The sequence below is a fragment of the Microcoleus sp. OTE_8_concoct_300 genome (assembly GCF_031383065.1).
In the GTDB taxonomy this organism is placed as follows: domain Bacteria; phylum Cyanobacteriota; class Cyanobacteriia; order Cyanobacteriales; family Microcoleaceae; genus Microcoleus.
Window position 1 is genome coordinate 14,555 of the sequence record NZ_JANMZH010000556.1, and the last position, 25,098, is coordinate 39,652.

At 43.0% G+C, this 25,098-nt stretch carries 21 protein-coding genes and 1 pseudogene; 5 read left to right on the plus strand and 17 right to left on the minus strand.

From position 1 onward, the window contains the following. Nucleotides 1-9 precede the first annotated feature (9 nt). From ACUVJL_RS25520 to ACUVJL_RS25545, 6 genes are all read right to left on the minus strand, one after another. Nucleotides 10-3,663, minus strand: coding sequence for an O-linked N-acetylglucosamine transferase family protein (locus ACUVJL_RS25520; protein WP_445248394.1), 3,654 nt, complete (start codon nt 3,661-3,663; stop codon nt 10-12). Nucleotides 3,664-3,739: 76 nt separating this feature from the next. Then, nucleotides 3,740-5,404, minus strand: coding sequence for a glycosyltransferase family 9 protein (locus ACUVJL_RS25525; RefSeq protein WP_445248395.1), 1,665 nt, complete (start codon nt 5,402-5,404; stop codon nt 3,740-3,742). A 45-nt stretch (nt 5,405-5,449) separates the two neighbouring features. Continuing rightward, nucleotides 5,450-7,186: an FkbM family methyltransferase gene (locus ACUVJL_RS25530; RefSeq protein WP_445248396.1), complete on the minus strand. Its 1,737-nt coding sequence runs from the start codon at nt 7,184-7,186 to the stop codon at nt 5,450-5,452. A 141-nt stretch (nt 7,187-7,327) separates the two neighbouring features. After that, entirely contained in the window at nt 7,328-8,587 is a 1,260-nt protein-coding gene (locus ACUVJL_RS25535) for a class I SAM-dependent methyltransferase (RefSeq protein WP_445248397.1), read from the minus strand. 32 nt (nt 8,588-8,619) lie between these two features. Continuing rightward, nucleotides 8,620-9,066: a hypothetical protein gene (locus ACUVJL_RS25540; protein WP_445248398.1), complete on the minus strand. Its 447-nt coding sequence runs from the start codon at nt 9,064-9,066 to the stop codon at nt 8,620-8,622. Between the two features lie 163 nt (nt 9,067-9,229). Continuing rightward, nucleotides 9,230-9,652 carry a tetratricopeptide repeat protein gene (locus ACUVJL_RS25545; RefSeq protein WP_445248399.1) on the minus strand — a complete coding sequence of 141 codons (423 nt, stop codon included), beginning with the start codon at nt 9,650-9,652 and terminating at the stop codon, nt 9,230-9,232. Nucleotides 9,653-9,914: 262 nt separating this feature from the next. On the opposite strand from ACUVJL_RS25545, the gene ACUVJL_RS25550 reads away from it, so the two are divergent. Together ACUVJL_RS25550 and ACUVJL_RS25555 are read left to right on the plus strand one after the other, a co-directional pair. Then, nucleotides 9,915-10,145 carry a hypothetical protein gene (locus ACUVJL_RS25550; protein ID WP_445248400.1) on the plus strand — a complete coding sequence of 77 codons (231 nt, stop codon included), beginning with the start codon at nt 9,915-9,917 and terminating at the stop codon, nt 10,143-10,145. Continuing rightward, on the plus strand, nt 10,138-10,572 hold the full coding sequence (locus ACUVJL_RS25555) for a hypothetical protein (RefSeq protein ID WP_445248401.1): 435 nt from the start codon (nt 10,138-10,140) through the stop codon (nt 10,570-10,572). The genes ACUVJL_RS25550 and ACUVJL_RS25555 overlap by 8 nt, the downstream gene beginning before the upstream one ends. Before the next feature lie 142 nt (nt 10,573-10,714). Here the strand turns inward: ACUVJL_RS25555 and ACUVJL_RS25560 are convergent, their stop codons facing one another. The 5 genes from ACUVJL_RS25560 to ACUVJL_RS25580 all read right to left on the minus strand — a co-directional run bounded on the left by ACUVJL_RS25560 (nt 10,715) and on the right by ACUVJL_RS25580 (nt 15,211). After that, on the minus strand, nt 10,715-11,263 hold the full coding sequence (locus ACUVJL_RS25560) for a Uma2 family endonuclease (RefSeq protein ID WP_445248402.1): 549 nt from the start codon (nt 11,261-11,263) through the stop codon (nt 10,715-10,717). 170 nt (nt 11,264-11,433) lie between these two features. Further along, nucleotides 11,434-12,231, minus strand: a complete 798-nt coding sequence (locus ACUVJL_RS25565) for a Uma2 family endonuclease (protein WP_445248403.1) — start codon at nt 12,229-12,231, stop codon at nt 11,434-11,436. Nucleotides 12,232-12,414: 183 nt separating this feature from the next. Beyond that, nucleotides 12,415-13,905, minus strand: coding sequence for an MlaD family protein (locus tag ACUVJL_RS25570; protein ID WP_445248404.1), 1,491 nt, complete (start codon nt 13,903-13,905; stop codon nt 12,415-12,417). A gap of 76 nt (nt 13,906-13,981) precedes the next feature. Next, nucleotides 13,982-14,356 carry a four helix bundle protein gene (locus ACUVJL_RS25575; protein WP_190741096.1) on the minus strand — a complete coding sequence of 125 codons (375 nt, stop codon included), beginning with the start codon at nt 14,354-14,356 and terminating at the stop codon, nt 13,982-13,984. A gap of 72 nt (nt 14,357-14,428) precedes the next feature. Next, nucleotides 14,429-15,211, minus strand: a complete 783-nt coding sequence (locus ACUVJL_RS25580; RefSeq protein ID WP_445248405.1) for an ABC transporter ATP-binding protein — start codon at nt 15,209-15,211, stop codon at nt 14,429-14,431. Between the two features lie 171 nt (nt 15,212-15,382). Here ACUVJL_RS25580 and ACUVJL_RS25585 point away from each other — a divergent pair, with 171 nt between their 5' ends. Together ACUVJL_RS25585 and tsaE are read left to right on the plus strand one after the other, a co-directional pair. After that, nucleotides 15,383-16,783 (plus strand): gluconeogenesis factor YvcK family protein, encoded by a 1,401-nt coding sequence (locus tag ACUVJL_RS25585; protein WP_445248406.1) that lies wholly within the window; start codon nt 15,383-15,385, stop codon nt 16,781-16,783. Nucleotides 16,784-16,908: 125 nt separating this feature from the next. Then, nucleotides 16,909-17,358, plus strand: a complete 450-nt coding sequence (gene tsaE, locus ACUVJL_RS25590; RefSeq protein ID WP_445248407.1) for a tRNA (adenosine(37)-N6)-threonylcarbamoyltransferase complex ATPase subunit type 1 TsaE — start codon at nt 16,909-16,911, stop codon at nt 17,356-17,358. 16 nt (nt 17,359-17,374) lie between these two features. Here the strand turns inward: tsaE and ACUVJL_RS25595 are convergent, their stop codons facing one another. The 3 genes from ACUVJL_RS25595 to ACUVJL_RS25605 form a co-directional block, all read right to left on the minus strand. Further along, a complete protein-coding gene (locus ACUVJL_RS25595; protein WP_445248408.1) occupies nt 17,375-17,710 on the minus strand; it encodes a DUF5615 family PIN-like protein in 336 nt (111 codons plus the stop codon). Between the two features lie 3 nt (nt 17,711-17,713). After that, complete coding sequence (locus ACUVJL_RS25600; RefSeq protein ID WP_445248414.1) at nt 17,714-18,055, minus strand: DUF433 domain-containing protein; 342 nt, start codon at nt 18,053-18,055, stop codon at nt 17,714-17,716. Nucleotides 18,056-18,244: 189 nt separating this feature from the next. After that, nucleotides 18,245-19,567: a dihydroorotase gene (locus tag ACUVJL_RS25605; protein WP_445248409.1), complete on the minus strand. Its 1,323-nt coding sequence runs from the start codon at nt 19,565-19,567 to the stop codon at nt 18,245-18,247. A 541-nt stretch (nt 19,568-20,108) separates the two neighbouring features. On the opposite strand from ACUVJL_RS25605, the gene lepB reads away from it, so the two are divergent. Then, nucleotides 20,109-20,717, plus strand: a complete 609-nt coding sequence (gene lepB / locus ACUVJL_RS25610; protein WP_445248410.1) for a signal peptidase I — start codon at nt 20,109-20,111, stop codon at nt 20,715-20,717. Nucleotides 20,718-21,305: 588 nt separating this feature from the next. Here the strand turns inward: lepB and ACUVJL_RS25615 are convergent. The 3 genes and pseudogenes from ACUVJL_RS25615 to ACUVJL_RS25625 form a co-directional block, all read right to left on the minus strand. Then, complete coding sequence (locus ACUVJL_RS25615; RefSeq protein WP_445248411.1) at nt 21,306-22,823, minus strand: peptide ligase PGM1-related protein; 1,518 nt, start codon at nt 22,821-22,823, stop codon at nt 21,306-21,308. 363 nt (nt 22,824-23,186) lie between these two features. Next, nucleotides 23,187-24,803 carry a glycosyltransferase family 39 protein gene (locus ACUVJL_RS25620; protein ID WP_445248412.1) on the minus strand — a complete coding sequence of 539 codons (1,617 nt, stop codon included), beginning with the start codon at nt 24,801-24,803 and terminating at the stop codon, nt 23,187-23,189. Between the two features lie 35 nt (nt 24,804-24,838). Further along, a pseudogene (locus ACUVJL_RS25625) lies at nt 24,839-25,098 on the minus strand (hypothetical protein); the annotation flags it as partial.

Here is a 25,098-nt window from a genome sequence, read left to right on the forward strand (position 1 = left end):
AGAATGGTGCTACAACTTATATCCTATGGCGATAATATTAAAGTTTTCTCGCCGCACCTCTAAATTGCGGAAACCAGCTTGCTGCATTTTTCCCTCAAGGCTCTGGGCTGTGAATGCTGTATGGTGAGCCATGTAGTAATTGCCAGTAGCAATTGCTTTCCTAAGACCATAAAAAATATCAATCGCAGCAATCGGGCCAGCAGGAGAAATATACAAAGGAGATTCTTCTAAGTTGCCCTTAGCTACTGCCTCAGCTACTATCTCGATATCTGGCACAAGAATCATGGCAAAGCCTTCTGGCTTTAAAACGCGGTGAAATTCTGCTAAAACAAGCGGTACTTGATGATAATAAACGTGCTCCACATTGTGGGATGAATAGAGGGCATCAACTGACTCGCTAGGTACAGCACTCATATCTATAATTGAGCCAATGATATCCGGCCTCACAGCCGGGTCAATATCCAGTCGCACCTCTTGCCATTCATTGGTAGGAAAGGTTTCAGGTAAACTATTTGGATAATAAGGTCCACAGCCAACATGAAGTATCTTCTTAAGTGAGCTATTTTGGAATATAGCTTTTGGCAATGCCGAGGTTACTGTTTCTTGTTGCTCTAACCTTTCTTGCACAACTTGTTCATAGAATTGCTCAAGAGCCTTAACACAGGTTTTGTCTTGATAAAGATTAGTGTGACGCTCACTCATCTGCTGCGAAATATTCCGTCGCCATTGCGGGTCTAATCCCAACTTAACCGCAATTTCAATATAGTCAGCTTCGTTTTCGGCAATAGTATCTGTCACCCCTAACATTTTCAGGATTCCATAGGACTGACGACCTCGCATGAATTCACCCGGAAAAGTCACAATAGGTAAATTACAGGCAACAGCATCAAAAGTGGTATGACCCCCAGAAAAACTTAAGGTATCCAGAAAAACATCTGAATTTAACAGGAGACTGGTATAACTTTCCCAATTTTGACTGGGCAACAATACACAATAATCCTCGCTATTCAAATTAACTTCGGCAAAGGCTTTCTGTAACCGCTGGCGGAATTTCGTTTCTAGAGTTTTAGAGCCATCATTAGATATCTTCGATCTAAATACAAATACAAGCTGAGCTTGGGGAACTCGGCGAACTATTTCCACAAAAATGTAATCGTACTGCGGTAAATATTTCACACTCAATTGACAAGATAGATAGATAACAGCATTATTGCGAAGCTGAAAATCAGAACGAGTTTTAGTTCGTTTGGGAATAGAGGGTTTTTGATAGGAAATCCCCAGATTGGGTAGCCGAACTAACTGTTCAGTATAGTGTTCTTGAGCATTGTGTGGTTCCAGCAAGTCACCAGACAAAAAGTAATCAATAGTTGGTAGTCCAGAAGTCACTGGATGTCCCCAGGTACTACATTGAATAGGAGCCAAACGTAGAGATGCCAATTGGGTTGTAGGGGCCCACAGCCCAATGGCTAAAAATACTAGGATATGCAATTGGTCTTTAAATATTTGCTGACAAGTCGCTTCTAAGTTGTCAGGTATGTAATAAAAAACATCACTTGATAACCTAATTTGTTGAGTGGTAGAATCTTTACCTACGTAGGAAGCTGTATGGTAACAGAAAATTTCAAATTTGTCTCTGTCGCAATCTTTTAGCCACCCTAACATCCATTTAGCTGCACTGGTATTACCAATTGCATCAGAAATATAGCCAATCCGAATTTTGCCATTGTTTGCAATCGGTGGCATCTGTACAGGATTTACCCATGCAGGATAGTTAGATGCCATAATTTTATGAATAAACTTGCCGTACTTTTCTTGTAATTCTCGGTCATTTTTACCTTGATAAGATAGGTAAAAATTTACATGGCTGCTCGTAGCGACTAAGGCACTTTTTCTATCTTCTGCACTGTCGAGCTTAATTCTATTGATGACATTTTGCAGTCCTTGAATGAATTGCTGACGTGAAAACACTATTTGTTCATAATTTTCATAAAATGATGGCAATATCAATTGGTTTATAATGTAAATATACAAGTCATCTGGGTTACAAATTGATGCTTCTTTTGCACTTGCAATTGCTTCTTGAATACAACCATTTTCATTCAAAGTATTAATCCTTAGGCGGTAAAATGCTGTCTCATTAGGATAATGCCTAATGCCTTTTTGAATAATATTCAGACTTTCTTCTACCCGGTTTATTTCATTTAAAGCACTTGCCAGAAAAAGATAATTATTGGGTTCTATATATTGATTAGTCTCTAATAAAGCTTGAAAATAGTGTACAGTTTCTTCATAATTACCTTGGCGATAGCAAGAATAACCAAAATAACTCAAGGATAAGGCTTTTTCTCCTTTAGCTTCATACGCTAATCCTAAATTATTAAGAATGTCAGGATCGCGAGGCTTGAGAGTCAAAGCTTTTAGATAAAACTCAATCGCTTCATCCCAATTGCTATTAATCATAAGCAAGTTGCCTAAATTTTGATAGCTGCCAAAATCCTCTGGATTTTCTTGAATTGCTTGACGATAGATATTCTCTGATTCTTGAATTTGTCCTATTTTAAGCAAAACATTGCCAAGATTATTATAAGCGTCAATATGTTTGGGATTAAGATCAATCGTCTGTCGATAAGCCTCAATTGCTTGCTGATAATGAGAGGCTTTTTCTAAAGCTAAGCCCAAGCTATAATAAACCATAGATTTTGAGGGATCAAGTTCCAAAGATTTGGCAAGGGTATCAATTGCTGCTTGATATCTTTCAGTCTGATAATAAATAATTCCCAAATTCATCCAAGCAGCAGCATTATTGCTTTCATAAAGCAATATTAATTTATACTTTTTCTCCGCCTCCCCATATCTATGACCATGAGTTAATAATGCGGCTTCTGTGAATAGACCACTGACTGATTCTTTATGCTGCTCTAACTGAGTTTTTCTCAGAGTTTCAATGACAGATTGAGTATGGGAACTATATTTAAAATCTGGATCATTATGAATTCTATCTTTGTCCCAACTGAAAATAGAGATGCCATTCCAAAACGTCTCCTCAAATAATTTTGCTGTTGGCAAATTAAAGACAAGTTGATATTGAGGATTAGTTAATGTAAAATCTAAGATAGCCTGCTGAACTTGGTCTGAGTTAGCATTACCTAAAACAATTAGGGCTTTGTCTGCCAGAAAAGGCTTTACTAAAAGTAACCCTAATATTTGAGAACGGTAGTCATAACTAGCATCATAAAAATAAACACCAATTTTTTCATCCAGTCCTATCTTTTGCAGTTCCCCAAAAAACTCCTCAAAGTCTTGATTACAAAAAAATACTTGCTCCTCTAGATTAAATTCATATAAACTATTGGTCAATCTTTCTAAGTTTTGACCTGAATCGTCAAATTCAGAGAAATTATCTATGGCATAAGCCATACAATCTGGATGATTAAGGAGAGCACCGATTAAACTAGCTCCCCGCAAGCAACCAATCTCACAATAGACTTCCTCTGGTTCCATGCAGTCTACTGCAAAGTTGAGCAATTGCATAATATTGGGGGTTGTCATTCCCTCCACTTGTTCAAGGATCTCCCTAAAGCGCAGAGATTTCGGCTGTACAGATGGGAGATTCCAGTTATTATAATAATTAGGAAGATGGTTGATAAATTTTTGAATGTCCATACAAATTTCCTCCTTAATTTTAGATTATTTACTTGGCGACGGTTCGCCTCTCTTTGCGATGGAAGAAAAAGTTACACTATTTTAGCTCCCATCCTCCTGATTCTAAGGGAACAAGATTTTTGTTGCAAAAACTGTTGAGTTGAAATGATGGAATATTTGGGACGGCAATTTGTACTATCGCCTCTTTATTCTCATTCTCCAATACAATTCTCCCATTCAGGCGCGGCATCAGAACTGACCACTGAATTTCGCTCAACTGTCCAATCAGTGAAATTTCCGGCCCATCAGAAACATCTAAATCTTCTTCCATCAGTAGATTCATCGCCACGCTAGATAAAAGTAGATTGGCATCTTCATCAGAAATGCTGGTAGTCTCTATCAGTAAAGTGATCTCACTTTTATCCGGGTGATCCATAGTAGCTTTGATGACACGTGTTAAATCCTCCGCGATTAATTCTTCTGACTGGTTCCAGTCAGGAAATATAATTAGATTAATATCTCTTAATCCGAGATCGTTACTGAGAGCCTCAACTATTCGATGCTGAGGCACTCCCTCATCTGCCCATGCGTAGTCTTTGTTAAAATTCTCAATCCACTCTTGTAACAATTTACTGTAGTCTTCATCGATAACTGGCAATTTTTTACCAGGACATATTTTCGGGATTAATTCAGTTTGTACAAATAATTTTAACTGGGGATGCCAACCGTATCGCTCTACCGTATATAAGATTGAGCGAACCGCTTTGAAATACTGTTCTGTTCTTTGTAGAATAAAACTATTTACATAGCCTAAATAGTAATTAAAATCAATAACAACTTGTTGGTGAAACTCACAGCGTGCTTCGGAAAAACCTTTGGTAAAAGCAGTGTAAATACATTCAATTAAGTGTTCCACTGGTACATCTGTCATCTCTAAAATTTGTTCCGATGACATTCCCCAATGCTCAAAATCATGGGCAATAGAACCATAGGCAGATGTTGATTTTGACAATAACTGAATCATTGGTAATGGTTTAGCCCAGTCTGTAAGTGCTATTTGGGTGATGCCACTTGAACAGCCGATAAAAAGGTGACAATACTTAGTCAATTCAGCAGTTTCCCTCATAGTAAGAGTGCTACCATCAATAATTCCGGGATTTCCTTTAGGAATTGGGAAATTAGATGAAAGAATAACTTGGCAATCTGGCAGCAGAGAAATTATCCCTTGAGCTACATATAAAGCATATTGAGGTGTAACGAAAGACTGACCACTTTTCGATGCACATTCAAACAAAATTACATGACTGGATTGCTGCAAATTATGCTTTTCGGCAAAAGTTTGGACTTTTTCAACCTCATTGCTTCGCAGTTTTAAAATATTCTGTATTGGAACAGTTATAGGTTTTGGATAAGCCCGAAAAATAGAGGGACGAACAGTACCGTCGTAATTTTGAAAGTTATTGGGATAAATTTGGGTCAAAAATATTTCATCAAAATCACCACGCTCAGCGCGAGCTTTTGCCTGGTTTTCAAAATCATACCAAGCTGCTGCCATGTCAGCCCAACCAGCTAAAGGAATTTCCCAAATTTCATCAACAAATGGGTTTTCTTCAACTGTCCCTTTACAAATAGATGAAATCGCCCAAGTCAGATGGCAATTGGGATAATCCTGCTTAATTTGTCGAGCTAATATAGTTGTATAAAGACAATCTCCATTGGATCCAAGCTGGCCGAGTAGGATTCGTTTACCGTAATTAATCATAGAATTTTTCATCATTATTATTGAAAAACAGTAGTTTGATAGAGACTAATTTTTTTGAAAAACCAGCATTCCAAAGGTATAGCTGATATTCGCTCCTGGAGAAAAGTAACCAGGTTTGATTACTGCATCTCCCAAAGACCAATCTACAGGCTCAAGTAAATTTAAACCACAACTTTTACATTCTTCTATCAAGTTTTTAGTATCGTTTTCATCCAACGGATTCCAGAGTTTATCGTAAAGCTTGAAGTCTGGCTTGAGTTTCGGTGTCCAATAATCAAAAGTTACATACAATTTGCCATTTTCGATCAAAAGTCGGGAAACTTCTGTGGCAAATTTTTTGAAATCTACTTCATGTTCTATGACAGAAAGACAAGTTATATTCGTGAAGTAATGATCGGGAAGTTTGGTATCCATGAGATCTCCAATCATATATTTGACTTCTTGCAGAGGCACATCAGGAGGTTGAAGGTCAATCCCATATTTTTCACCTTGAACATTTTTCAAAACCGCATTCTTTAAAATATAAGAGTCAGAACTACCCATGTCTAAAAGATTACCGTCTGATAAATCAAAGATGATGTGAGCTATATCCCAGTCTTTACAGACAAGATTGTGGGAAGCATAGCCATTTCTATGTAGATAATCAGTACATTTATAAATTTCATCTCGAAATTTCAAAAATTTACATAGAGATGGTTGAGGAGGCGCGTCTCTCTCTGATTTATTAGTTAAATTAGCGGCGCGAGATATCCGATTTTTGTTCTTTTTAATTGGAGTTTTAGCATCCCTTAAATATACATTATTACTGCTTATGTAGTCTCGAAGACGATTTACTATTGGCAAATTTTCTAGCCCTTGGTTTACCAGTTCGGGAATTTGAGCTAAACTTTCAATAATATTATCAGCCAAATTATAATTTGGGTCATTGCCATAATTCAGAGTAAGATACTCCAGAAGTTCTAGGGCATAATCAGTATAGTCCATGACATCAGCTATACAAGCCAGCTTCAAAATTCGCTCCGGTGTCTGTAAATGTGTATTCAAATTTGGACGCATCAAATCGCGGAGATAAAAAGCATCAGCCCATACTAATGAACCAGGACGATTTGGAGAAGTAATGATGGGTGAAGCTTTACGAACTGCACGTCCCGTACTAACAATTAAATCAAACAAGGTAAAATTTTTGTTTCTGAGAAAAATATCTATATCACCAAATAGAGGTTGATTGACATATATATCAGTAAACTCAACTTCACTATAAACGGCGAGAATGCTCCGGTCTAAAATTTCAGAAGCTCCTTCTAAAACTGAAAGTTCTCCACCCTGAACATCAAGATGAATAAAGTCAATTTCTTTAATATTTTGTGATTGGCAAAAAGTATCTAAAGTTGTTGTTTCAAGTTCGATAGTACGATTTAATTGAATTAAATCTATATACCCGTTAAACCGCTCCATATATGATTCATTGGGGGGATACAACGAACTACATCCGGGATATTTAGTTACATAAAGTGTTTGTTTTCCTATGGTATTCCAAAGAGCTAAGGGAATATGAGACTCAGCCCAATTAACTTGTCTAGCTTCAATCTCTGCGTTAGCTAAATTACAAGCCTCTTCGTCAGCATCAAATCCTAAGATAGTTAAGTTAGGTGCAAATAGATGCCAGCCTTTACTGCCATAGTCATCATCATTGACTATTTTGCGTGAGCCAACAATACATATTGTCATGTAAATTTTATCTAAATGACCACTTTGCTTTAGGCTGGACAAGAAAAACGACATATTTAAGCCTCTGAATTTAATTAACCTTAAATTTGAATCAAAATAGAGCTAACTCTCTAAATATTATTACATTACCGTTGTGGAAACTGTGACGAATAAATCAATTTGTCATAAATACCCTGGGCTGTTTGGTATTTATAGTTAGTATTTAATCATCTCAATATTGGGCAGAGGGAATATCATGCCAACACCACTCTTCAGAATTTCTTGTTCGCGCTGGATAAATTCTTCTTTGAAGTGCCAAGGCAACACCAGATAATAATCAGGCTTCATGGCCCTTGACTCCGCTTCACTAACAATCGGTATATCTGTACCAAGAGTATACGCACCGTATTTATCAGGGTTTCTCTCGGCTGCAACATCCACAAGGCGATTATCAATTCCACACCATTGCAAAATAGTATTGCCTTTAGTTGAAGCTCCATAAACATGAACCCTCTTGCCTTCTTTTTGAAGCATCTTTAATAGCGAAGTTAATTGGTCTTTATGCACATTAATTCGGTCTTGAAAATTTTTGTACGGCTTATCTGTATCAAGCTCCATATCAAATTCTTGTTGACGTAACAGCTTAATGCGTTGCCAAGCCTGTTTATTCTTGTAAACGAAGTTATCAATATGCGTCGCATAGCAACGAATACTGCCACCGTTGATATCATTTAGTATAGCATCTACTATCTTCAGGTCAGCTTTTTTAAGAACATACTCCAACACTGCTAAACTGTAATACTCCAAATGCTCATGGCAAATAGTATCATAGGAATTCATTTTCAGCATTGATGGCATATATGACATTTCAAAAATCCACACTCCATCATTGGCCAGCACTCTCTTAATTTCTTGGCAGAAACTTACAGGATCTTCAAGGTCATAAAACATCGCGATTGATGTAATAATGTCAAATTTTTCGCCTTGCAACACCTTAATGAGTTCTTCTGAAGGAAAAATATCTTGGATTGCAGTAATGTCTCCAGTAATCTCTTGAGCTACATCAGACGGATCAACTCCAAACTTAAGAAATTCTTTTGGATAGCACTTCAGCAAAGTGCCGTCATTGCAACCAATATCTAATACATATGCTTTGTCTTTGCCAATAAGCGATGCCCCCTCTTCGGCAATTTCCCGCAAGTGATTTCGCATCGTATGATTCGTGCCGGAACGATACCAGTATGCAGAATACAAAACTTCCGGCGGAACTGTGTGTTCCATCTGTAGCAAACCGCAAGCTTTTTCATCCCTAGTTGGATCGCAACGCACAAGAGAGGTGGCAATTTTTCTAATTGGTGGTTCCTCTTTCCCTGGCTTTATGAATGAACCTTGCAGATGCTGTTCACCCAGATTGATGACATTTGTGAGAGCGGAAGAGCCGCATACACGGCAAGTCTTACGATGAATTAGATGCATTGCATTCCCTCCAAAAGTTTCTACTCAAATTTTTAAATAAAATTGATGCTTTTTACAATCCCTAATAAATTTTTATCAATTTCATCAATACACTTATTTCGCTCCAAGTTCAGAACAGCAAGCTGCTTTACCACTAGATTTTTTTCCGTGAATGTAACATTTTCAAAATCATACACTTTTTCCTGTTCGTGCCATAATTTGCAATTGACTTCTGCAAGCTGTGAGAAGACTTCGCCGATACTCCCTGTTACATCAGGTACAAAATTCGATTCTTCTTTGTACACTTTATTCGATGCAAATGTGAGTTTTTCTCGGGGAATTTTTCCGGATATAGCAGCATTCACAAATTCGTTTATCTCCTCCTGAAGCTGCTTTTCTTGAAGAGCAAGGCTGTTGAGCTTAATTTCGTCTTCAGAATGCCACTGTTTCAGTTTGATAATTGTCAACTTGTCGCAGAGAGAGCCAAGTGTTTCAGCCATAGAATTTAAGAGACTTTGTAGATAAAAAATATTGTTTAATTGCCTTGAGCTTAAGAGTTGTTTCTTTGTAAAGCTAAGTATCTAAGCGGAGATCCAGAAAGATCACAACTCATAACCACCAGTTTATACTAATTATTAGCGATCGCTCCCCTCTCTTTCCCCTCTACTTTTTTACCTGCCCCAACAGCGCCTTATAATCCGCCCGATCGGGATTTAGCTTCACCAACTTCTCCAAAGGCTCGATCGCCCCCACCTGATTATTCATCTGCAACCGCACATTGGCCAATCCCTCCAGAGCCGTCTGATTCTGCGGTTCCCGCTGCAAAACCCCCACGTATCCCTGTTCCTGCGCAGCCAGCAAAGATTCCTGGGAAACTGGCGCAATCGCCGGTTTTTGTTGGTGCTGGCTGCTCAAACCGCTGCCGAACAGACTCACAACACCAAAAATCGCAGAACCACCAAACGAAACCATTGATACTAACGCAAAAATCTGCTTAATTCGATCGCTCCGATGAACGCGACTATTACTAGATTTTTTCTGTGTACTTTCCATTGCTAACTCTTGGCGTCGCTGTTTTCCAGGCACTCGCACTCGCACCTATCTCTAGAATGCCCAAGTTCGATCGCCAAACGATCGCCCCTCCCAATTTAAAATTTTCGCTAAAACTCCCTACACATCAACCGATTTTTGTCAAGCAAATTTAACCAATTGTCTGATTCACAAGCGGGCCGAGCTTGTAACTATTATCCTATAATTTTACAAAGACGCGCCCGGACGCAGTACCGCAAATACTTCGTCCAGACGACTTCTCCAAGGTTGTCAACCCAACACAGGGAGCAATACAATTATGCCAAATAATCCAAACTGGTTGCGTTACGATCCAGATGAAGACAAGTCTCGACATGGAGCGGCAGATCCAGATTGTTGTGAAGAGATGGAAGAAAAGTATGGTTGGAAGCTGATTGAGATTGAGAAAATTGACGGCCATATTCTAAAAGTTGATTGTGTTTTTCAAGGCAAAACCGAGTTTCCCGACTGGTACAAAGAACTAGAAAGCAAAGAGGATGAAGATGCATAAATGGATTGTCTTTAGAGCAGACAAGCGCCAACCTGGTTGGGAAAAACGCAAGTTTCAACACACCCAATCCTTAACAAAGATTTTGGCAGAACACTTTGACTCTTCTGACGGGCCAATTCCTGAAGTTGGCTATCGTCCCCCAGAGTTTGTTCGTGTGGAAACAGAACACGATCCAGATAGGCACGGTTACAGCACTCATTACCGCACAGGTGATTGGGAAGTTGCGCGGGTTGAGACTTATACTCCCGATATTCCGATCGGTGAATTTGATATGGTAGTAATCTGCTATTGCCAATATTCCCCTATTGATGCTCCCCTCAAACCCATGCCAGAACGTCAAGTTTCTGTCGATTCCTTTAGAGGTGATAAGGAAGCTTATCAACGTTGGTTAGAGTCTCAAAAAGGCCAAGAATACACTGAAGTTTAGGAGTTCCAGCTCTTAGAGGGACACGGCCCAGGGTAACTGCCTACGGGGAGCGCGATCGGGGTGTACTTCATCAACAACGTTGGATCGTTGCTAGATACCCGACTTCTTAAAGAAGTCGGGGATATGTATTATCTATTTTTGACTACAAATCCCGATCGATCGCCCTTTTGAATTCCTTAATTGCCTCAACATGACTCGGCATATTAACACACCTGACGAGTAAACCAATATCGAGTTCTGGGAGCAATTGGGAACTCGCAATCTCTTGATATGTTTGCTGTCTGAGAACATACAGAGAGAGTCGGCTGTTTTCCCAAAACCAGACTTCAGGGATTTGCAGCCGTTTGTAAGCCTCTAGCTTATCAATTCCGCCGCTAGTGACGACTACTTCGATCGCTAAATCTGGACGTTCTCTGTCAGTACCCAATTCGTAAGACTTGTCTACTTCACACTTCACCAGTCGCGATTCATTTTCTAATGTCAGAGACTCCGTAGGGGTGAAATCGATTCCTGCCGCCATCATGTAAGTTTCTACCAACGCACCGATAAGTCCCTTGGCTGTTTCGTGTTTTCTTCCAGGTATTTTCTGAATCTCCAGTATCCCATCTAAACATGACAGCCGCACCCCTGGAATATCGAGCATCGGTTCTAAGGTTTTGAATTGTTCCCAAGTTAACCCTGGAAATAGCAACGGCCGATCTAATTTCTATTCTAATGTTGTTGCAGTCATGGCAATCCTTAATTCCCAATCGAAAATCGCAAATCTAAACTCTAAAATCGCTCGCTCTGGCTCCTTGATTCCCAATTATTCAATCTAAAATCGAAAATCTAAAATCTAAAATCGATCGACCTCCCACACCTTCAAATGCCATCAGGATCGATACCCTGACGAATCAAGTATGCCATTAGTCGATCGGCCCTCTGGCGTTCCTCTTCGGCCCTGTGGCGTTCCTCTTCGGCGCGCTGGCGTTCTTCTTCGGCGCGCTGGCGTTCCTGTTCCACCCGTTCGGCACCCCACAGCAGCAAATTGCCCTTCTCATCCCACCAGCGCAACCAATAACCCGTTCTCTGAGATTTTTCACCTTCCCAAACCCCCAGAAATAAACCCATTGATTCTATCCAGAATCGCTGATTAGCATCCGGTTCTTGCAATTCGTATTCTCCCGAGGTCGAGAGTCTGTACACTTCCAAGACTCCCGATTTCGGTTCAAAAATTACATAAATCGGTACTTGCAAAATTCGCTCATAAAACCGCCATTTTCCGTAAGGATATGTCGGTTTATTTGAATATTCACTGCCGTCTGTATCCGATAAAAATTCCATCACTACTGCGGGTCCTTCTCCCTCAGCATTGCGCGTATAACTGCGGCGAACTTCTCCTGGTTCTGCTGGCAATACCGAGGGAACGTACACCCAATCTGGGGCTTTTACTACTATTTTGTCGTTGACTTTGGCACACAGTCCAAAATTGGAAGCTATTAGCATTGAAGCTAGGATAAATCCTGCGAGATCCAAAGCTTCTCGCAAGGCGGCGGCTAAAAGTGGTTGGTCGATGTTTTCCACGGGATCGTCTGGTAATTTAAAGTCATCTGGCAATTTTTCCCAAGTTACAGTATACTGGCTTTTGGTTTCGGTCGGTTTCGATAATGTTTGCGTCATTGGTTTTCTTTGTTTTGAGTGAAAGAGTTTTTTGTTAATAGGATTTGGACAATAACTTTAATGCCGGGGTGCGAAAGGCGTACCTTATTAACTAGCTGTAATCCTGGTACGCAAGGCGCACCTTACTAACTAAAGCAACTCGCGAATCTTGCAATAATTGCGGTTATTCAATGATACCCTGTTTTAAGGGGTGTTTTCGGGAGTAACTGGTTCTGCTGACCTTGCAGTTTGAGAAGGTATAACAGGCAATTTTTGCTGTTTGTCCAAGCGGGGAGATCCAGGCTCTACTGATTGATTTTTGGCAGTTGTACTCGCATTTACTTGCTCAGAAAGTGGAGCTAATGTTTGAGCGACTTTAACTTGCTGTCGCAGTTGTTCTGTCGAACCCAACAAGCCTCCTAATCCGTTGAACAACTTGCGTATGTTGTTGCGGAAAGCCGGATCTCCCGTCAAATCATCCACGTCGGAAGTAATTTTCTGCACGTTCTGAAATGTAGCTCGTGCGGAATCTAGAGTTTGCTGCAATAATAGCAAAGTGGCGGGATTGTTTACTTGGCTGGATAAATCTTGCAAATTACCAGAAGCTTGGGCTGCATTCGCTGATAAAACTTCTAAATTGTTCAGCAATTGTCCTTGGTTGATTCGATTAATTGTCGGACTCAAACTGCTGACAGCTACCCGCAGTTCCTGACTGCTTTGATTGATGTTATTCAGAGTAGAGACTAAACTGGCGCGGTTGGTGGCTACTAAAGAATTGACTTGGTTGGCTGTTAATGTAATTTGATTGGCTGCTTGAGTTACTGAATTAGCAGAATTTATCGCAGCTGCAGATACGGCTTTTGTGGAAGTGTCCGCCGTAGCTGCTACTTTAGAAACATCAGCTGCGACTGCTGATATTTCCCCCTTGAGCGATTGATTTAAACTGCTTGCTTCTCCCTTTAATGATTGATTAAAACTGCTCGCTTCCCCTTTTAATGATTGATTTAAATTTGCTATTTCGGTTTTTACCGATTGATTTAAGCTGCCAATGTCTCCCCTTACAGATTGATTCAAAGTTTTTATTTCGCCTTGGGCAGTTTGAGTTAAATTAGACAAATCCTGAGTGAGTTTAGCTGCACCTTTAGCTGTGTTGGCTGTATTCTCTGTGAGGGATTTAATATTGTTGAACAGGACGGGGTCGGTGTAGAAATTAGCTAGGCGGACTGTGGATCGAATTAGTTCGTCCATAGTGACTCCAGTTTGACCTTTTAAGCGCGAATTTTTGCAGATAATTTCAGGGGCACAGTCGGCACTAAGGGGATTGGCGGTAAGTAAGGATTCTGGCAAAATCGAGTTGGGGGTAATGTCGATCGACGATTCGCCAATTAAACCGGATTTATTCGCTTCGATCGTAACATCCCGGGGCATCACTAAAGTACCGGGGGCAATCTCCAGAGTCACGTCTACGCCGTTGGAACTCGCTTTGAGGGCGGTAATTTTACCGACTGCCACCCCACGATACCTGATGGGCGTGCCTATTTGCATTCCTTGGGCCCTGGCAAATTCTACGGCGAATTTGTAGCTGCGGTTCCCTAGCTGCACGCCCCGCAGCCAGAGCACTAAGCCGCCAAATAAACCGATTCCTACTAAAATTAAGAACCCGACAGAACCTTCTCTTACAGTTCGCGATCGCATATTACCTCCTTAGGCAGTTGGCAGTTGGCAGTTGGCAGTTGATAGTTGGCAGTTGATAGTTGCCAGTTGCCAGTTGTTAATTTTTTTCTGATGTGTTGCCTATAGATTTTAGATAGGCGTTTAGCCTGGGCGACAGTTCGTCAATAATTGGCTTGAGTATTTCTACTTGCGTAGTTGTTAGTAGTTGCCTAGTATAAGCCCGTCTCAACCAGTGCTTTGTTTCATATAAAGAACCTCTGGCAATCTTGATAAATCTCCGATGATCCTGATAGCTACCTCGACCATCTCCTTCAGCAATATTAGCACCAATACTATCAGCCGAGCGAATAATTTGCTTGCCGACCGTATCTTTTGCTAGTGCGTCCCATTTTATAACAATATTCCAAATTTCATCAGCTAATTTTTCAGCTAATTTATAAACATCTAACTTCTGAAAGTTTGTTTGTGACATATGCTATCTCCCAAAAATACAAACAATTAACCACGACATACTGACAACTGCCCACTGACAACTGACAATTGACTATCCAATCACCTGAATAGGCCCAGTAACGCTGCCGCTAAAAAATTGTTTAATTAACAAATTATCGGTCGATGCAATATCGCTAACAGTTCCCTCCCACTGCACTTTGCCTTGATAGAGAAACACGATGCGATCGGCAGTGCGGCGGATGGTACTGTCTTGGTGAGTGACGATCGCATAAGTGCTGCAAACACCTTGGGCCGCCTGCAAGTCGCGGATTAAATCTTCAATTACCGTCGAAGCGATCGGATCTAAACCCGCCGTCGGTTCATCGTACAGCAAAACCTCTGGATTATCCCTGGCATTATCGGGATTCGCCATGATGGCGCGGGCAAAACTTACTCGCTTCCGCATTCCCCCAGACAACTGGGCCGGATAGCGTTCGCCAATTCTCGGCAAACCCACCATCTCCAACTTTTCCTCCACCAATTCCCGAATGCGGCGGCGCGGCAGCTTAGAATGCTGGTAAAGTAAAAAACCGACATTCTCCTCCACCGTCAGCGAATCAAACAAAGCCGCTTGCTGAAACACCATCCCAATTCCGATCGGATCTGCCACGTCGTCCACCCATCCGACCCTGCGCTGTCCCTGAACGAAAACCTCCCCGGCATCCGGGGCCAACAAACCCGCAATTATCCGCAAAATCGTAGATTTCCCCGTCCCGGAAGGGCCAATAATTGCCAGGGCCTCTCCCCGATAAATCCTCAGATCGACTTGATCGAGGATCGGGTTGTGCCCGAAGGACTTACTTACCCCCTTGAGTTCGATTAGTGGCTCAGCCATAGGATGTTATCAATAAGTTATCAGTCCTCAGTCATCAGTCTAGCTAATGACTAATGACTCATGACTAATGAGTAATGACTCATGACTAAAATTGACTGCCATAATCAAAACTCTCTTGTATTGTAAATTTGTCAGCTTGAACTGTTCCCATACCCTTAAGACTAATTAACCATGTCAATTAGTTCACTTCCTAAAGCCCTTCGCGTCTTAGCTAAAGCCAAGCAGGTTTTTGGCCGTTCCAGAAATCCTTACCCCCCTTCTTTGCGGAACGGGCGAGTTTACCAGTGGTTTAAGTGGTTGGCCCCCGGACTGTTGGTGAAACGGTGGCTGCTGATCAGTGCTAGCGGTGTGGTACTTGCCAGTTTGGGTTTAGCGATTTGGACTGGGATGACTCCGATTTTTTTCTTGTTGCAATTGTTGAGAAATTTTTTGGCGTGGATTGCGGAAATTATTCCCAATTACGTGTCGGGCCCGCTGATCATTGCTGGCGGGATTTTGTTAATTCTGTGGGGGCAAACTCGCAGTTTGAACTCTATTACTCAAGTGCTGATGCCCGAAGGGAATGAGGAATTGGTCGATCGACTCCTCAACCACCGCCGCTTGAACCGCGGCCCGAAAATTGTGGCAATTGGGGGCGGTACGGGCCTTTCTAATTTGCTCAGGGGATTGAAGGATTACAGCGCCAAAATCACTGCTATTGTCACGGTGGCGGATGATGGCGGGTCTTCCGGCCGGCTGCGCAGGGAAATTGGGGTATTGCCGCCGGGAGACATTCGCAATTGTTTGGCGGCTTTGGCAGATGAGGAAAAGTTATTGACTGAGTTATTTCAATATCGCTTTCAGGCCGGTGACGGTTTGATGGGTCACAGTTTTGGGAATTTGTTTTTGACGGCGATGAGCGATATTGCTGGAGATTTGGAACAGGCGATCGCCGCGAGTTCTAAAGTTTTAGCAGTTAGGGGTGAGGTGCTGCCGGCTACTCTGAGCGACGTTTCTTTGTGGGCAGAACTGGCTGACGGCCGGAGAATTGAGGGGGAGTCCAGCATTACGAAAGCTAACGGGCAAATCCTCAAAATTGGCTGCACTCCTGCTAATCCTCCGGCGTTGCCCAGGGTGGCGATCGCACTTCGGGAAGCGGATTTTATGATTATTGGGCCCGGGAGTCTTTATACGAGTGTCATTCCGAATTTGTTGGTGCCGGAAATTGCTGAGGCGATCGCCAACACCGAAGTTCCGCGCATTTATGTGTGCAATATTATGACTCAGCCGGGGGAAACTGACGGATACAGTGTTGCAGACCACATTCGGGCGATCGATCGCGCTTGTGGCCGGCCGCTGTTCGATGCTGTAGTAGTTCAGGGAAAAGTCCCTTCTGCAAAAGCTTTGATCCGCTATTCTCAGGAGAATTCTTATCCGGTTGTGCTCGATCGAGAAGCTGTAACGCAATTGGGGCGGCGAATTGTCATCGCAAATGTGATGGATGAAGATGAAAATACGGGTTTAATTCGCCACAATTCTCAAAGGTTGGCGGGGATGTTGCTGCGTTGGTACGGCCGCGCCCAGAACATTTAAGCTGGTGACTGTTGACTGTTGAGTGTTGACTGTTGACTGTTGACTAATGACTGTTGAGTGTTGAGTGTTGAGTGTTGACTGTTGACTAATGACTAATGACTAATGACTAATGACTAATGACTGAAATGAAAACTTTGCTTACCGATTGTGAGGCTACGCGCAAGTTTGGTATGGCGTTAGGTCGATCGCTCCCCCCAGGCACTATAATCTTATTACAAGGAGATTTAGGTGCTGGCAAAACTACCTTAGTTCAAGGTATCGCTGAAGGTTTAGGAATCTCCGACTCGATCGAAAGTCCTACTTTCACCCTGATTAACGAGTATTTTGCAGGGCGAGTTCCGCTTTATCATCTAGATTTGTATCGACTCGAACCCGAAGAAGCCGAGGCTTTGCACTTAGAAAGTTATTGGGACGGATTAGAAAGGGATTTGGGAATTGTGGCGATCGAATGGGGGGAAAGATTGCAGTACCAACCCGAAAATTATTTGCAAATTTCTTTGAGTTATCTAGATAACGGGCGGCAAGTTGAAGTAATTGGTAAGGGCGAGTTATTGGATTGGCAATTGGAAATTTGAGAAAAGGCGATCGAACTTACTGCGGCGGGCGGTTGACTCGAATCAATTTACCTCTCAAAGTTTCCTCACCAGCAATAGCATCATTGATGCGTGTTGCCAACCTTTCTAGATTTTTATCGTCTGTACACACGATAATACCAGCATGATTTGGTTGTTGAGTGTGCAAGCGAATGAAATGCCGACGATTTTGCGTCATAACCGCCCGATCGTTATTCACAGCAAAGGCTAATACTTCGGGGTCATCATCTCCGGCATTTCCTGCCTCTTGAATAGTCAGGGCCTCGTGACCTAAATTTCGCAGCAATGCCACAACAGGAAACGGGAACTGTTCATCTGCATAGAGACGTGCCATAAATTATACTTCCTGCATCATTGCTGCTGCTTCTTCTCGGAGTGCTGTTTCAATTTCTTCTGAGTTAGCCTCAGCATAAGTCCAGACATTTACTAAGTTCGCAGCATTCAAATGAGGATAAAATTGTAGAAGTTCAGCATCGCTTGAACCTTGACGGCGCAAACTCACGAACAGCCAAACTGGAAGTCTAGTTTTGGCAATGCAAGCATCGCCGCCACACAGGTCGGGAGTCTTGGTAATTCCCGGCCAGCTATTACTTAAACTTTGGGCTAACAGTCTGATGACTTCAGCTTTCTCAGTCGGAGTTAAGGCCAGGAGTTGTGTTTCTAGTTCTTCGAGGAGCATGGGTAATATCGCCTTTGCGATCGAGAATATGTCATTATCAATACTTCGGACTGTTTTTGATTGCCAACCGTCGAATAAGGGTTTCAAGGCTACAAGGCAACTTCGCTACCAACTGAAAATCGATGGTTTCAGAGTAGGAACTAAAAACAGTCCGGACTATTGATTATAACACTTTACCTTTATTCATGCTTAATCAGCGTCAAATGTCAACGCTTCCCCCCTAACCGTTGTATCCAATTTACCCTTCTCAAAAACAACTTTTCCTCCCACAACCGTGACCACAGGCCATCCCGTTAAATTCCAACCTTCAAAGGGACTCCAGCCGCACTTAGTCACCATTTCTTCTCGCACAACCAGGCGGTACTTGTCCAAATCTACCAATACTAAATCGGCGTCAAAGCCTGGGGCAATTTTCCCTTTGTTCGGAATCTTATAAGCCTTAGCAACTGCCGCCGACATCCAATTAGCAACTTGCGCCACTGTACATCTTCCCTGCACTGCTTGCGTCAGCATCAAAGGCAAAGAAGTTTCGACTCCGGGCATTCCCGACGGAGTATTCGGATAATCTTGAGCTTTTTCTGCTAATGTGTGTGGCGCGTGATCGGTGGCAATAAAATCAATTACGCCGTCTAATAAAGCTTGCCAAAGTATTTCGTTATCGCGGGCAGCGCGCAAAGGCGGATTCATCTGAGCTAAACTGCCAATTTTTTCATAGGCGCTGGTATTTAACAACAAATGCTGCGGGGTCACTTCCGCCGTTACCCAACTCGGTTTTTCCTGCCGTAACAACTCAGCTTCTTCTCCCGTCGATAGGTGCAGAATGTGCAGTCGGCGCTGATATTTATTAGAAAGTTTTAAGGCTAGCTGAGTTGCTAACAAAGCTGCTTGATTGTCTTGAATTTGCGAGTGAACGGCCACATCGGAAATCCCAGAAAATTCCTGACGCCTCTGATTGATTCTAGCTTGGTCTTCCGCGTGCACCGCAATCAGTCGATCGCCTGCAGCAAAAATCGCCTCTAAAGTTGCTTCTCCATCGACCAAAAGCTGGCCGTGCATCGAACCCATAAAAACTTTAATTCCCGGAGTCGGATTCGCACTCAACAAATCCGGCAAATTCTCAGCCGTTGCACCAATAAAAAAGCCGTAATTCACCAAACACTTCTCGGCAGCGCGACTTAGTTTATCATCTAAGGCAGCTTGGGTTGTGGTCAGGGGTCGCGTATTAGGCATTTCCAAAAACGAAGTCACGCCGCCTTTAGCGCAAGCACAGCTAGCGGTAAACAAGTCTTCCTTGTGTTCTAAACCCGGTTCCCGGAAGTGTACCTGGGGGTCAATTACTCCGGGTAACAGAGTTAAGCCTTTCGCCATTATTTCTCGATCGCCCGATGTGGCAATGGACGGAGCAACCCGAAGAATTTTGCCGCAGCTGATTTCCACGTCCCCTACTAAAAACTCGCCGTTGGGCAAAAGAACGCGAGCGCCGCGGATTAACAAACTTGATGTGGTCGGCATAAGCTATAATTAAATGAGTAATGTACGTGATCACCTGAAAAATTTTATCCTTAAAAGAGTTCTGTCAATAGTAAGAAATGTCAACGACCCTGATCTAAAGACACGCTGGCTTCTAGCCTTGGACTTGAATCACAGTTGACTAGACTCAGTACCTGGGTACTACGTTAACGGTGAGAGTTAAAGACCTACCAGAGGATGCTTCCCATAGTTCCTTGCCAAGCGAAATTTAGGATTAAACAGATTTATTGGGTTAAGTCAGTGTCCTAAATATAGTACCGGCTGTAAACTTTGGTGCAGTACAGACGACCTGGCAGGTCGTCTCTTCTACCCCTCTCAATTAGGCTCGAAAGAGCAAACATTATGCGTGAGCGGGTTGCGAGGTTTGAGGTGGTAATTGTCCCACTGCTCGTAGATTACATTCATTACACCGAATCCAGCAATCCCCGTGTAATAGTAAAGATTCACGGCGGTTGAAACCGCCAGGCCGTTTCCCACGAGCGCGTCTAAAGATGCGCTCGGAACCCACTTACCGAATTTTTTTATGACTCGTCTAGACAAGTCAGCCGACGAAAAACCTCCGCAAGACACGGAAAATCCTTGGATCGAAGGAATTAAGACGATCGGCTTAGCAGCATTCTTGGCCTTTGGCATCCGCACCCTAGTTGCCGAAGCTCGCTACATTCCCACCGGCTCGATGCTCCCCACTCTACAAATTAACGATCGATTAATTATAGATAAGGTCAGCTATCGATTCCAAGACCCCCAGCGAGGAGATATTATCGTATTTATGCCTCCTGACCCGGCTAGTTTGTGCACGGGACAGCCGCCGCCGATCAAAGATGCCTATATCAAGCGAGTGATCGGACTTCCAGGGGACACTGTGGAAGTGAAACAGGGAAAAGTTTTTATTAACAAGCAGCCGCTACAGGAAAAATATATTGAAGAAATTCCGCAGTATCCCTACGGGCCTGTAGTTGTAGCTCCAAATTCTTACTTGGTGCTCGGCGACAACCGCAACGCAAGCTGTGACAGCCATTATTGGGGCTTTGTACCGAGGCAAAATATCATCGGTAGGGCGATTGTCCGTTTTTGGCCACTCAATCGCACAGGTTCGATCGATCCCACGCCAATTTATCCCGCTAAAAATTAGCTACAAACCGCAACCCGCAGATTTTAATCTGCGGTTGTCAGTTTAAAGTACCAATTACCTATTAGCCATTTCCCACCACCAAATAATCAATGGGTGAAATACCTAACACTGACCTTGCGGTAAGCGTGTAGGCTTCGTGTCTCATTTGCCGTTGCGGGCGTTAGGTATCCCATTACTGGGTATTCGTCACCTAAGACGATCCGAGTCTGACACAGCATAAGAAGGCTTTTGGGCCTTTATCCCTTCGTAGGGAACCCACGCAGAAGCCCTGTTTCCCAAGGCAAAAAACTATTTTCGTCTGACAAACTTGGTTTATATTTTACGGTAGGGTGTTACCTTGCTTTCCCAGCGGTCTGTCTTTTCCCCCTTTCTCTCGCAGTTATCCGAGGTCAAGCATATTACTGCTACTGTGACCTGTTGTTTGCAGTCGAGTGGGCGGGTCGCAACCATTTATATCTTACACTATTAGACAACAAGATCGGGAAACTTTAGATTATTTCTTAGACCTTGCTTGGCTTATATCCCAACGCTAATTGAGTACAATTACAGCGTGGGACTTACGCCAATTGAGTTAAATGAGATTTAGTATCAGGTTTCGCGATCGAGCACTTTCACAACTTTGTTATACATCTCCTCTGCTTCTTGCGGCGAATTACCGATACTCGTCAATCCCACTTTGCCAAACTCCGACAAACAGCCCATTAAATGAAACACACTCCCCGTCTCAGTACCGGTGTCAAAGTGCAGTTGATTGTCAGCAATAATATCCATCAAATCGTTCGGTAACAATCCCCGATACCGCTCTTTTTTCAAATTGTCAGAAGCAACATAATATTTCGGACGGCCCTGCTGGCTGTAAAATAATCCTGTCGAACGTTCGTAGCGACCATTTGTTAACAGCTTCAGCGCCATAAAAGGATGAGTTGTGCCACCCTTGCGGAGGTTGATCTCTATTGCTTGCATATCCCACTTGCCGTCTGATTGCCGCACCGCGAGAAAATCTACTCCAAATCTCTCTAAAGCGCCTTTTTTAGCTAAGTTTTGCCCTACTTTCCATCCCAATTCCTGCAACGCTATTCGATAAGATTCGTCCGCAGGAAATCGGCAACCTAAGAAAATTTGACCGTCTGGGCCTCCTAAAATTTGGTCGTGGGTTGAGAGAAGTTCTACTTGACCGCTGGGGACAATTCTGCCTTGAACGCTGGGCGATAACTTTTCTTCTCCTTCGATAAATGCTTCGGCAATTGCCCCTAATTCGGGAATGCGACTGCTAAAATTTTCCCAGGTTTCGCCCGTTGCTTGAAAGCGCAAATTATGGAAGCTATCGCCAATTGCCTTCGCTCTTTCTGTAGGCGCTTTACCTGCGAGGGACTTCAGATCTAAAATTGCATTCCCTTCCCCCGAGAAACCTTCATTTAACTTAATTACCATCCGCAGCAAATGCGGCTGCCGTTCCCACAACGCGGCCGCAGCTTCCGCTAAATCTTCCGCATTCCAAACCAACTCGGAACCGTCAGGATAAGGCACGCCACATTCTTTAAAAATTTGCCTGCTGCCGCTTTTTGTTCCCCAGTATAACAGATCGGGATCGCTGGCCCACAAAGGAATCCCCAATTTAACAGATAGCTCGCGTTCTAAGGGCGTCGAGTTATAACAAACCATATAAGATTTTGTCGGCCGCACTGCTTGACGAATGCGCTCCATCAAGCGGGGACGGTCTAAAATTTTCTGGGTGAGGGATTTGGCAGAAGCATCGTAAGCACTGAACAGCAAAAGCCGATCGCGCGCGTGAGAAAATGGAATTCCCGGCAACAATTGCAGGTAATAATCCACAATCATCGGGTGCAACGGCTCCGAGGTAATGTAAATTAAGCGCGTGCGGGGATTTCGCAGGCGAATCAATGAAAATAAATGCCGCTCTTCGTAGTGGTAAACACCCTCAATTTTCAGCATTTCTTTCTGATCTAAGCTGAGAGAAGGAATGATAATAATGTCACAATCTCCGCTGTCGAAGTCTTCGATTCCGCGCCAACGTTCGCGTAATTCTGTCTGCAGATTGCGAAATTGCTGTGCGGATTCGGAAGATGAATTATTTAACTCTTGCATGGCGTTTTATCCTAAGTATTCAAATAATTATTGCTGATGATGTCAAGTGTGTCATCCCAAATACCTGAGACAACTCACACAGTTTTTTTCTGAGGCACCTTACCGGGAATATTGACAAAAATGCCCAAATAGTGATTTAAGGTGCGTTAGTCCAAATATTTGAGGCCACTCAAACAGTTTTTTCTGCCCCCGCCCAAAAACCGATACCATGCCACGTACTCCTATCGTGAATATCCAAAAATTTTAGACCAAAGTTTAATCTCCCAGATTCATCTGTGGAATAAATCTAAAATCTAAAATCTAAAATCTAAAATCCACTGACGCACCCTGCCCGGGACGATCGTCCATTCCTGTCAAGCTGCTCTAAGAAGCTCGCCGCGCTCGAAAAAGTCTGCCATATTCCAATATCGGCTCTAGGCGGCGTTGATTTTGCTTGAGTGCCGAGCGCAATTTTTCCGAAGGGCCCAATACCAGGGGAGCCGAATATTTGTTCAGCATCTCCATATCTGGCGACTGGCTCATCAGCATCAGCCGCACGTCTTTGTCGAGCAAATAACTCAGAGAAAGCAAATCTCCCATGTTCGTAAAATCGTTACCGCGATCGCTAATTACAATTGTATCTTTAATCGATCGGTTAGCTATCGCCTCTTTGTTAATAATTTTGGCAACTTCAGCATTAAAATAGCTCAAGTCTTTGCTCCACCAAGTATCAGAAAAAGCGCTGACTGTACAGGATGCTACACTTGCTGTAAATACCAAGGCTAAAATGACTTGCCAAAACCGCTGCTGATTTTTCAGCTTACTTGCGAGCAAGTAAGCAACAGCTAGCTGCACTCCCGGAAAGCAGGAAATCAGATAGCGGCTGACGGCGGAACGTTTGCCGCCTAGGATTATATCCGGTAAGGCCAGGCTCAAAAAAGGTACAAAAATTGATGTTAAAATAAACAGCCAAGTTGAACTGCTAGTCCGGCGGCATATTGTGTAAAAAGCTGCCACAATTAACAGCAAAAATGGCAATCTCAGCAGATAAGTCCAGATATTATCAAAGCCGAAGTCTAAGTCCAAAAATAATGCTGTAAAGCTGAGCGTCCACAATTTGACAAGATAGAGCAAACCAGGAAATACTCGCGTCCAATCAGTCGTAGCTGATGCTCGTCCCAGGTTGGTTACCAGCACGTAAATCCACGGAATATACAAGATTAAAGCTGCTGTTACTGCTAAAAAAAATTGGGAATTAGTTACATGACCTCGCAATTTTGTTTTTTTGACAAAGAAGCAGTAAGCAATTATAAAAACGCCGTGTCCGATGAGTGTTAAAGTGAAAAAAGGGTGAGTGTAGAAACCAAGGGCGATCGCCAGCGAATAACAGGCCCAATTTGGCAAAGCCCGCAACCGCACTGCTCTCAGCAGCAGCCAACTGCTGCCAATAACTGTGGCTGTCAGCAAACTGTACTGCCTTGCTGTCTGAGCAAACAATATGTCAAAGGGAGATAAAGTCAAAAATGCTGTTGCTAATAACGCTGCCAAATTCGAGGCGAAAAGTTCCTGAGCTAAAGCGTACATCAAAGGCAGCGACAGCAAACTCAATATTGCTGGCAAACTGCGGGAGGCTGTTAGAGAACTGCCAAATTGCTGCATCCACCAACGAGCCATGAGAAAGTATAAAGGCGGATGCTGCGGGTCTTCCAGTGCTAAAGAACGAATTGTGTCTACTTCTGTACTTCCCGGTTTAATCCGCTGATATTTTTGCAATTCTGGTGCGGGAACAATCCGGTTTTGGAATAGTTTGTCGTCGATTTCTTGGCGGGTAAAACCAGCGGCGCGGATTGATGTGTAAGCTTCGTCGTGCCAGTAAAGTTTGCGATCGAGCTCAAAAAAGCGAAATCCGATACCTAGTAAAATGCCGATCGCCAATAAGCTCATCAGCCAGCGGGAATTTTTGGTATTAACAGATGTATCTTGATGTGTTGTAGATCCCATGCTTGTCCTAATTGTAGCGATTCCCTCCGGGATAGCTACGCTTCACGGAATTGGGAACTGTAGATCATCTTAAACCGCACTCCGAGAGCGATCGATCGATACCCACTATAGCGGTTCGATCGCGTGGTGAGGTATGCCCCATGCCCCATGCCCCATGCCCCAATCCCCAATCCCCAATCCCCAATCCCCAATGCCCAATACCCAAAACCCAAAGACCCAAACCATAAATTAAAAGACCATTTTAAACATTGGAGATTGCGCGGGCCCAACCACAAAAAAAAAAAATAAAAAAAAA